Genomic DNA, 9,763 nt, shown 5'->3' with positions numbered 1-9,763 from the left:
GAAGATCCTGGAATTGCGTGCGCGGGCCAGGCAGGCGCTGGGCAGCAAGTTCGACATCCGTGCCTTCCACGACGAGGTGCTCGGTGGCGGTGCGCTGCCGCTGGACGTGCTGGAGCAGCGCGTGGACGGCTGGATCGCGGCGCAGAAAGCCAAGGCCTGAGGCCGTTCAAGCCCTCTCTCCCGGCAGCGCCGGGGGAGAGGGGGAGGCCGTTGCTTTTGGCTTGAGGCATGCTTCGCAGCCAGAGCCTCCCCTCTGCCCCGGCGGGGCAGGGGGAGAGGGAGCAAAAAGCAACCTTTTGGCGTGGAGATGCATCCATGCCGGCATGTGTAGGAAAAAGATGCGCCCCGTCCTGATCATCGACGACAACCCGGCCGTGGGCGAAGCCCTGTCGCTGCTCCTGTCCCTGCACGACATCCGGCCGCTGAGCGCGCTTACGCCCCAGGAAGGGCTCGCCATGCTCGACCGCGAGCTGGTCGATGTGGTGATCCAGGACATGAACTTCACCGCCGACACCACCTCGGGCGAGGAGGGCGTGGCACTGTTCCGCGCGATCCGCCAGCGCCACACCGACCTGCCGGTGATCCTGTTGACCGCCTGGACGCACCTGGAAACGGCGGTGGAGCTGGTCAAGGCCGGTGCGGCCGATTACGTGGCCAAGCCGTGGGACGATACCAAGCTGCTGGCGACGGTGGAGAACCTGCTGGAGCTCTCCGAGTCCACCCGCGAAGTCAACCGCACCCGCCGCGAGCGCCGCCGCCGCCGCGAGGTGCTGCGCCAGACCTACGAGCTGGACAGCCTGGTGTTCGCCTCCGATGCGATGGCGCAGACGCTGGAGCTCGCTTGCCAGGTCGCGCGCTCGCACGTGCCGGTGCTGATCACCGGGCCCAACGGCGCAGGCAAGGAGCGCATCGCCTGCATCGTGCACGCGAACTCGGCCGTGCGTCACGGGCCGTTCGTGGCGGTCAACTGCGGCGCGCTGCCGGGCGAGCTGATCGAGGCGGAATTGTTCGGCGCCGACGCCGGCGCCTACACCGGCGCCAACAAGGCGCGCGAAGGCCGCTTCGAGCTGGCCGACGGCGGCACGCTGTTCCTGGACGAGATCGGCAACCTGCCGCTGCCCGGCCAGGTCAAGCTGCTGCGCGTGCTGGAGACCGGGCAGTTCGAGCGGCTGGGTTCGGGCCGTACCCGACAGGTCAAGGTGCGCGTGCTGTCGGCCACCAACGCCGACCTCAAGGCGATGGTGCGCGCCGGCACCTTCCGCGAGGATCTCTACTACCGGCTCAACGTGATCGAGGTGAACCTGCCGCCGCTGGCCGAGCGCACCGACGACATCGTGCCGCTGGCCGAGCACTTCCTCGAGGGCCGCGCCGAGCTGGGCGATGCCGCGCGCGAGGCGCTGGTCAGCTACCCTTGGCCGGGCAACGTGCGCGAGCTCAAGAACGCGATCGAGCGCGCCGCGCTGCTGGCCACCGACGGCGTGGTCACGCCGCAGCTGCTCAACCTGCCGCAACACGCGCCCGCGGTCGCGCGCAACCTGGACGAGCCCAGCCGCGAGGCGGTGGAAAGCGCGCTGCAGCGCGCCGACGGCGTGGTCAGCCGCGCCGCGCAGGCGCTGGGCCTGTCGCGCCAGGCGCTGTACCGGCGCATGGAACGCTACGGCCTGGCCATCAGCTGACCTGGCCGGATCCTCTCTGCCGCTGCCGCTAATCCCTTCCACGCCTCCCACGGAAGGAACCTGTGCATTTCGGCGGTTGCCGCCGGCGCGGCGCGCGCGGGATCATCGGTACACGTTGTCCAAGGAACCTAGACCATGCGCATCCTGGCCTTCCTGTCCGCCTCCCTGCTTGCCGCGGCGGCGCAGGCCCAGACCGCGCCGAGGGCCAGCGACAGCTGGAGCGCCCCGGCGCCGGCTTCCACGGCCGCCTACCGTAGCGGTGGCGTGGACCCCGCCGCGCAACGCGAGCCGGGCTCCCGCTTCAAGTTCAAGGAACGCCATCGCATGGCACTGCCCGGCAACGCCGCGCAGGAGCGCTCGGGTCGCGCGGCGGTGGGCGGCATGGGCTCGACTGACCGCAACGGCCGCCCGGCGGTGAGTTGCCCGCAGACCCCGATGGATCCGGCGTGCCACTGAATCCCACGATCCGGAGCCACGCATGCAACTGAGGTCGCTGCAGGTCCGGCTGACCGGGCTGCTGATGCTGGCCAGCTTCAGCGGCGCGCTGGTCTATGCCGGCATCACCCAATGGCCGCTGCCGCAGCTGCTTTCATGGCTGCGCCACGATCCGCGCTTCGGTACCCACCTGCCCACCCTGCCGGGGATCTCCGGCGGCCTGCTGGCCAGCGTGCTGGTACTGCTGCCGCTGGCGTTCCTGCTGGGCTCCCAGGTGATGGCGCCGATCCGCCGCCTGCTGCGCGCGCTGGAAGGCGCGGTGGCGAGCTACCGCGACGGCGATTTCAGCTTCTCCATCTCGGCCGACCGGCGCGACGAACTGGGCGACCTGATCCGCATGCACAACACGCTGGGCCAGACCCTGCGCGAGCAGCGCCAGCACCTGGTGCAGCGCGAGCTGCTGCTGGACACGGTGGTGCAGCACACGCCGGTGGCGCTGGTGCTGGCCAACGCGCAGGGGCGCATCGCCTACGCCAACATCGCCGCGCGGCACCTGTTCAACGAAGGGCGCAGCCTCAACGGGCTGGACTTCGGCGAGCTGCTGGTGAAGGTGCCCGAGGCGCTGCGCCACGCGGTGGAAAGCGGCGAGGACGCGTTGCTCAGCGTGCCGATGGACGGCGCCGAGGAAACCTTCCACCTCTCCCAGCGCGTGTTCCGGCTGCAGGGGCGCCCGCACAAGCTGTACTCCTTCCGGCGCATGACGCGCGAGCTGTCGCGGCAGGAGGTGGCGACGTGGAAGCGGGTGATCCGCGTGATCAGCCACGAGCTCAACAACTCGCTGGCGCCGATTTCCTCGCTGGCGCATTCGGGCGCGGAGCTGGCTCGCCGCAACGACCTGGCGCGGTTGCCCGGCGTGTTCGCCACCATCGGCGAGCGGGCGCGCCACCTGCACGGCTTCATCGCCGGCTATGCCAGCTTCGCCAAGCTGCCCACGCCGCAGCCGCAGGCGATCGACTGGCAGGCGTTCCTGGACAGCCTGTCGCTGCATTGCCGTTACCAGCTGGTCGGTGCCGTGCCGGCCGAGCCGGGCTGGTTCGACGCCGCACAGGTCGAGCAGGTGCTGATCAACCTGATCAAGAACGCGCACGAGGCCGGCGGCGCCGAGGACGGCGTCACGCTGGCGCTGGCGCAGGTCGGCCACGACTGGCGCATCGAGGTGGCCGACCGCGGCCCGGGCATGAGCGAGACGGTGCTGGCGCAGGCGCTGCTGCCGTTCTACTCGACCAAGCGCTCCGGCACCGGGCTCGGACTGGCGCTGGCGCGCGAGATCACCGAGGCGCATGGCGGCCGCATCACGCTGGCCAACCGCGAGGACGGCGGCTTGCGCGTCAGCCTGCTGCTGCCGGTGCGGGCGCCGTGAACGCGTAGCGCGCCGTCATGGCCTGCCAGGCCGGCTCGCCTATACTCGTCGCTCAACCATAGGAGGGGGAGTCATGGGCAACCTGCTGATAGCCGCGGTGCTGGTCGTGCTGGTGGTGATCGTTATCGCCAAGCTGGTGCGCATCGTGCCGCAGGGCTACGAATGGACGGTGGAGACCTTCGGCCGCTATACGCGCACGCTCAACCCCGGCCTTCATTTCCTGATCCCGATCTACCAGGGCATCGGGGCCAAGATGAACATGATGGAGCAGGTGCTGGACGTGCCCTCGCAGGACGTCATCACCAAGGACAACGCGGTCGTGCGCGTCGACGGCGTGGTGTTCTACCAGGTGCTGGACGCGGCCAAGGCGGCCTACGAGGTAGCCAACCTGGAGCAGGCTTCGCTGGCGCTGGTGATGACCAACATCCGCACCGTGCTCGGCTCGATGGACCTGGACGAATCCTTGAGCAAGCGCGACGCGATCAATGCGCAGCTGCTGCGCGTGGTCGACGAGGCCACGCACCCGTGGGGCGTCAAGGTCAACCGCATCGAGATCAAGGACATCGCGCCGCCGCGCGACCTGATCGACTCGATGGCGCGGCAGATGAAGGCCGAGCGCGAGAAGCGCGCGAACATCCTGGAGGCCGAGGGCTTCAAGCAGGCCGCGATCCTCAAGGCCGATGGCGAGAAGCAGAGCACCATCCTGGCCGCCGAGGGCAAGAAGGAGGCCGCCTTCCGCGAAGCCGAGGCACGCATCCGCCTGGCCGAGGCCGAGGCGCAGGCGACCAAGATGGTTTCCGAGGCCATCGCCAACGGCAACCTCAACGCGCTCAACTATTTCGTCGCCAACAAGTACGTCGAGGCGCTGAAGGAGATCGCGCACTCGCCCAACCAGAAGATGCTGCTGCTGCCGATGGAGGCGACCGGGATCATCGGATCGCTGGCCGGCATCGCGGAGCTGGCGAAGGAGTCCTTGTCGCAGCAGGGTGCCAAGGCGGTGCCGCCGCCGCGCTGAGGTTCGGGGAGGCCTCTGCTTCGCAACCGCTTGCCGCCCCGTGCACATCCCGACACCATCGCCACACGTCACCCGGAGTCCCGCATGTTCTCCTCCCTCGCAATCCATCACCTGTGGTGGCTGCTGGCCCTGCTGCTGATCGCACTGGAGGTTGCCCTGCCGGGCTACTTCCTGCTGTGGATCGGCATCGGCGCGGGCGCGACCGGGGTGCTGGCCTGGCTCGTGCCCGGCATGTCGCTGCTGGCGCAGGCGATCGCCTTTGCCGTGCTCGCGTTGCTCGCCTGCGCCGCCTACGCCTTCGGCTTGCGGCCACGGCTCCGGCGCGGCGACGCCGCCGGCGTGCGGCTCAACCGGCGCGGCGAGCAGATGATCGGCCAGCGCTTCGTGCTGATCGAGGCGATCGTCAACGGCCGCGGCAAGGCGCGCGTGGGCGACGGCGAGTGGCTGGTCGCCGGGCCGGAACTGCCGCTGGGAGCCACCGTGGAAGTGGTCGGCGTGGACGGCAACACCCTCAAGGTGCGGCCGGCCGCATGAACGGGCCCACGGGTGCGGCGCAGGCGGCGCTGGATACGCGCATCGCCTTCCTGGTCGAGCTGGCGCGCCGGCTGCACCAGTACGGCACCTCGGCGCAGCGCCTGGAGATCGCCATCGCCGGCGCGGCGCAGCGGCTGGGGCTGGTGGCCGACGTCTGGTCCAGCCCCACCGCGATCATCATTTCCTTCGCCGAGCTCAGTCGTGGCGAAGAGGGGCTGGCGCAGGTCACCCAGGTGATGCGGCTGTCGCCCGGCGACGTGAACCTGGCGCGGCTGTGCGAGGTCGATGCGATCGCCGACCGCGCGATCGCCGGCGAGCTTGATCTGCGCGAGGGCTTTCGCCTGCTGCGCGCGCTGAGCCTGCCCGAGACGCGCCGGGCGCAGGCGGCGGTGGTGGGAAGCTACGGTTTGTCCGCGGCGAGCGTGGCGGCGCTGTTCCTGCACAGCTCCTGGGCCGACCTGGTGGTCGCCGGTGCGATCGGCCTGGTGATCGGCTGGATCACCGTGCTCTCGGCCACGCGGCCGCGGCTGGCGGTGGCCAGCGATGCGATCAGCGCGCTGGTGGCGACGGCCGGCGCGATCCTGGTCAGCGCCTTCGTGGTGCCGCTGGCGATCAAGTCGGTGGTGCTGGCGGCGTTGATCGTGCTGGTGCCGGGCATGTCGCTGACCACGGCGGTGCGCGAGATCTCCAGCCAGCACTTGGTCTCGGGCATGGCGCGCATGGGCGGGGCGGTCGCCACGCTGCTCAAGCTCACCTTCGGCACGGTGGCGGCCAGCCAGCTCTGCGCGGCGCTGGGCATCCATCCCAGCTCGCACGTCCTGCCCCCATTGCCGTCGTGGACGGACTGGCCCTCGCTGCTGATCGGCGCGCTGGGTTTCGCCATCCTGTTCCGCGCGGCCCGGCGCGACTGGCCGGTGGTGGTGGGCGCAGTGTTCGTCGGCTACCTCGCCACGCGCTGGGGCGGGCTGCTGTCCGGGGCGATTCCCGGCGCACCGTTCGGCGTGTTCTTCGGCGGCCTGCTGCTCGGCGGGCTGGCCAACCTCTACGCGCGCTACATGCACCGCCCCGGCGCGGTGGTGCGCGAGCCGGGCATCATCCTGCTGGTGCCGGGCAGCGTAGGCTTCCGCAGCGTGTCCTATCTGTTCGAACGCGATACGACGCTGGGCATGGACAGCTTCATCCTGCTGATCACGCTGCTGATCTCGCTGGTCGCCGGGCTGCTGTTCGGCGACCTGCTGGTCTCGCCGCGGCGGTCGCTCTGAGGGACGGCGAGCGGGGTAGAACAAAGCCTCCCCCTTCCCCAACCCTCTCCCCTAGCTTGTGCTCGGGGAGAGGGAGCTGCAGGCCGCGGCGGGTTCTGGCTCCCTCTCCCCGGCCTCGCCGGGGAGGGGTGGGGAGAGGGGGAGGCTGTTGCCGTTGCGGATCAGTCGCCCGTTTGCGCGTCCTGGTCCCCGCCATCGGCCTGCTGCAATTCCTTCAGCAGCTGGAAGATCTCCCGGTACGCGCGCGGCGGCTTGTTCGCCGCACGCTCGCTGCGCGCCTGGCGGACCAGCGAGCGCAGGTGCTGGCGATCGACCGACGGATGCTCGGCGATCAGCATGGCGGCGGCCTCGTCGTCCTCCAGCAGGCGCTCGCGCAGCGCCTCCAGCCGGTGCATGGCCGCGGTTTCCTGCCGCTGGCGCTCGCGGTTCTCGCCCAGTTCCGCGCGCACGCTGTCGAACACGGCGTCGTCGTGGCGGCGCATCTTCTTGGCGAGGAAGGCCAGCTGCCGCTTGCGCGCGATGTGCGAACTGATGCGGCGCACGTTGGCGATCTCGTCGAGCACGTCCTCGGGCAGGTCGAGCTTCGCCAGCCGGCTGGGCGGCAGCTCGACCAGTTGGTTGGCGAGCGCCAGCACGGCGAGCGCGTCGCGGCGCTGCTGGGTGCGGCTGGGGCCGTAGTCCTGCTCGTCGAGTTCGGTCTGGTTGCGGCTGCGGCTGGGGCTCACGGGTGGTCCAAGGGTTTGGGGGCTGGCGCGGGCGATTCCAGCGCGAAGCGAGGTACGGGCACGCCGCCGACGAGCACGGCTTGCGCGAACATGGCGGCAGGGCGCACCCACAGGCCGTGCTCGCCGTAGAGCGCGCGATAGACGACCAGCTCCTCCAGCGTCTCGCTGTGGCGGGCCGTGCCGACCACCTGGTAACGCTGGCCCTTGTAGTGTCGGTAGATGCCCTCGACCGGCTGCATGGCGCGCTCCCTTTGATTGCGCGAAGACGACCCCATGTCCGGAAGTCGTGCGGTTTTCGCCGCCCATTCTACCTGCCTGAAGGAACGTCCCGTGAGTGCAGCCTCCCTGACCGCCGACCTGAGCCGACAGGAACTCGACCGCCTGGCCGAACTCGCCGAGGACGTGATCCGCCGCGCACGCGCCGCCGGAGCCAGCGCGGCAGAGGTGGCGGCCAGCATCGACACCGGCCTCAACGTGAACGTGCGGCTGGGCGAGGTGGAGACGGTGGAGCACACGCGCGACCGCGGCTTCGGCCTGACCGTCTATTTCGGCCAGCACAAAGGCACCGCCAGCACCGCCGACCTCAACCCGGCCTCCGTGCAGGCCACGCTGGACCAGGCCTGCGCCATCGCGCGCTACACCGAGGCCGACCCGGCCGCGGGCCTGGCCGACCCGGCGCGCATGGCCACCGCGTTTCCCGACCTGGACCTGTGGCATCCGTGGGAGATCGACACCGCCGAGGCGATCGCGCTGGGCCAACAGATCGAAGCGGCCGGCCGCGCGCATGCGGGCATCACCAATTCCGATGGCGCGGCGGTGCAGGCTGGCCAGACGCTCTCGGTCTACGCCAACTCGCATGGCTTCGTCGGGCGCGAGCGTGCCACGCGGCACGCGCTGTCGTTGTCGCTGATCGCCGGCGAAGGCGATCGCATGCAGCGCGATTACTGGTACGACAGCGTCCGCGCACCGTCCGATTTCATGAGCGCGCAGGCGCTGGGCGACAAGGCGGCCGAGCGCACGCTGGCGCGGCTTGATTCGCGCGGCCTGGGCACGCGGCAGTGTCCGGTGCTGTTCGTGCCGGAGCTTGCCCGCGGGCTGATCGGCCACCTGGTGGGCGCGGTAAGCGGCGGCGCGCTGTACCGGCGCGCGAGCTTCCTGGTCGACCATGCCGGCAAGCGCGTGATGCCTGAATGGATGAACATCGTGGAGCGCCCGCTGCTGCCGCGCGGCATGGGCTCGGGCGCGTTCGACGCCGAGGGCGTGGCCACCGCCGACAGCGCGCTGGTCCAGAACGGCGTGCTGGCCCGCTACATCCTGGGCAGCTATTCGGCGCGCAAGCTGGGGCTGGAATCGACCGGCAACGCAGGCGGCATCCACAACCTGCTGGTCCAGCCGGGACAGGACGACTTCGCCGCGCTGCTCAAGCGCATGGACACCGGCCTGGTGGTCACCGAGGTGATGGGCCAGGGCGTCAACACGCTCACCGGCGACTATTCGCGCGGCGCCGCCGGCTTCTGGGTCGAGCGCGGGCAGATCGCCTACCCGGTGGAGGAGATCACCATCGCCGCCAACCTGCGCGACATGTTCGCGGGCATCGTGGCCGTGGGCAACGACGTGGACCGGCGCGCGCAGATCCTTACCGGCTCGATCCTGCTCGACCGGATGACCGTCGCGGGCCAGTAGCCGGGCTGCCTATGGCATCGTGCTGCGGCTTTGCTAGCATCGCCGCACCGGCGCCGAAGCCGGGGTCATCGAAGGTGAGAGGAGACACGCATGAGCGTTCCACCCGATTCCATCGTCCCGCCCCCGCCACATGAGCCGGTGCCCCCGCCCGAACCGCTCGACACGGCAGGCATGCCCAGCCACGAAGAGCGCCAGTGGGCGCTGTTCGCGCACCTGTCGGCCCTGCTCGGCGGGCTGCTGACCAGTACCTTCCTCGGCCTCGGCTGCCTGCTCGGTCCCCTGATCATCTGGCTGGTCAAGAGGGAAACCATGCCGTTCGTCGACGACCAGGCCAAGGAGGCGCTGAACTTCAACATCACCGTGGCGATCGCCGCCGTGGTGTGCGGGCTGCTGATGTTCGTGCTGATCGGCTTCGTGCTGCTGCCGCTGCTGGGCCTGGCCTGGCTCGTGTTCATCATCATCGCGGCGATCAAGGCGAACGAAGGCGAGCGCTATCGCTATCCGTTCACGCTGCGGTTGATCAAGTAAGAAAGTGGGCTTCGGCCCGCTTTTGTGCGCGATGGCGGCGGACCGGGCCGCCCTCGCACCATCCGCCGTCAGTGCGCGCGACGGGCCGCGTAGAGAGCGAGTTCCTGCAGCAGCGCGCTGCGCTCGCCGAACGGCGCGATGGCCTGCAGCGCCTCGGCGGTCAGTTCCTCCAGGCGCGCCCGCGAGGCTGCCATGCCGATGATCGAAGGGAAGGTGGGCTTGTCCGCCGCCGCGTCCTTGCCTGCGGTCTTGCCGATCACCACCGACTCGCCCTCCACATCGAGGATGTCGTCGCGCACCTGGAAGGCCAGGCCCACGGCGGCGGCGTAGCGGTCCAGCGCCGCCAGCGCGCCGGCATCCGCGCCGGCGGCGAGCGCGCCCAGGTGTACCGAGGTGCGGATCAGCGCGCCGGTCTTGCAGGCGTGCATGTGCTCCAGTTCGGCCAGGGTCAGCCGGCGGCCCACCGCGGCCAGGTCCAGCGCCTG

At 70.3% G+C, this 9,763-nt stretch carries 12 protein-coding genes; 9 read left to right on the top strand and 3 right to left on the bottom strand.

Features of this window, described 5'->3' with window-relative positions:
- The 7 genes from HOQ08_RS02560 to HOQ08_RS02530 form a co-directional block, all read left to right on the top strand.
- A partial coding sequence (locus tag HOQ08_RS02560) for a DUF885 family protein (RefSeq protein ID WP_291191169.1) occupies window positions 1–160 on the top strand: 160 nt, incomplete at its 5' end.
- A gap of 178 nt (window positions 161–338) precedes the next feature.
- Entirely contained in the window at window positions 339–1,676 is a 1,338-nt protein-coding gene (locus HOQ08_RS02555; protein WP_291191166.1) for a sigma-54 dependent transcriptional regulator, read from the top strand.
- Window positions 1,677–1,811: 135 nt separating this feature from the next.
- Window positions 1,812–2,132 (top strand): hypothetical protein, encoded by a 321-nt coding sequence (locus tag HOQ08_RS02550; protein WP_291191163.1) that lies wholly within the window; start codon window positions 1,812–1,814, stop codon window positions 2,130–2,132.
- 22 nt (window positions 2,133–2,154) lie between these two features.
- The gene (locus HOQ08_RS02545; protein ID WP_291191160.1) at window positions 2,155–3,531 is read left to right on the top strand and encodes an ATP-binding protein; all 1,377 of its coding nucleotides are present in this window, start codon (window positions 2,155–2,157) and stop codon (window positions 3,529–3,531) included.
- Window positions 3,532–3,604: 73 nt separating this feature from the next.
- A complete protein-coding gene (locus tag HOQ08_RS02540; protein WP_291191157.1) occupies window positions 3,605–4,546 on the top strand; it encodes an SPFH domain-containing protein in 942 nt (313 codons plus the stop codon).
- 84 nt (window positions 4,547–4,630) lie between these two features.
- A complete protein-coding gene (locus tag HOQ08_RS02535; protein WP_291191154.1) occupies window positions 4,631–5,080 on the top strand; it encodes an NfeD family protein in 450 nt (149 codons plus the stop codon).
- Entirely contained in the window at window positions 5,077–6,342 is a 1,266-nt protein-coding gene (locus HOQ08_RS02530) for a threonine/serine exporter family protein (protein WP_291191151.1), read from the top strand. The genes HOQ08_RS02535 and HOQ08_RS02530 overlap by 4 nt, the downstream gene beginning before the upstream one ends.
- Window positions 6,343–6,503: 161 nt before the next feature.
- Here the strand turns inward: HOQ08_RS02530 and yjgA are convergent, their stop codons facing one another.
- Window positions 6,504–7,067 (bottom strand): ribosome biogenesis factor YjgA, encoded by a 564-nt coding sequence (gene yjgA / locus HOQ08_RS02525; protein ID WP_291191148.1) that lies wholly within the window; start codon window positions 7,065–7,067, stop codon window positions 6,504–6,506.
- Window positions 7,064–7,306: a DUF1653 domain-containing protein gene (locus HOQ08_RS02520; RefSeq protein ID WP_291191145.1), complete on the bottom strand. Its 243-nt coding sequence runs from the start codon at window positions 7,304–7,306 to the stop codon at window positions 7,064–7,066. Before HOQ08_RS02520 ends, yjgA begins: the two co-directional genes overlap by 4 nt.
- Before the next feature lie 34 nt (window positions 7,307–7,340).
- On the opposite strand from HOQ08_RS02520, the gene pmbA reads away from it, so the two are divergent.
- Together pmbA and HOQ08_RS02510 are read left to right on the top strand one after the other, a co-directional pair.
- Window positions 7,341–8,750 carry a metalloprotease PmbA gene (gene pmbA / locus HOQ08_RS02515; RefSeq protein ID WP_291191142.1) on the top strand — a complete coding sequence of 470 codons (1,410 nt, stop codon included), beginning with the start codon at window positions 7,341–7,343 and terminating at the stop codon, window positions 8,748–8,750.
- 90 nt (window positions 8,751–8,840) lie between these two features.
- Complete coding sequence (locus HOQ08_RS02510) at window positions 8,841–9,278, top strand: DUF4870 domain-containing protein (RefSeq protein WP_291191140.1); 438 nt, start codon at window positions 8,841–8,843, stop codon at window positions 9,276–9,278.
- A 68-nt stretch (window positions 9,279–9,346) separates the two neighbouring features.
- On the opposite strand, the gene HOQ08_RS02505 is transcribed toward HOQ08_RS02510, so the two are convergent.
- Window positions 9,347–9,763, bottom strand: a 417-nt coding sequence (locus tag HOQ08_RS02505; protein ID WP_291191137.1) for a polyprenyl synthetase family protein, incomplete at its 5' end; no start/stop codon positions are given.

It is taken from the genome of Frateuria sp. (assembly GCF_013362045.1).
In the GTDB taxonomy this organism is placed as follows: domain Bacteria; phylum Pseudomonadota; class Gammaproteobacteria; order Xanthomonadales; family Rhodanobacteraceae; genus Frateuria_A.
The sequence above is the reverse complement of the archived record's forward strand: the minus strand, read 5'-3'. Positions and strand labels throughout refer to the sequence as shown.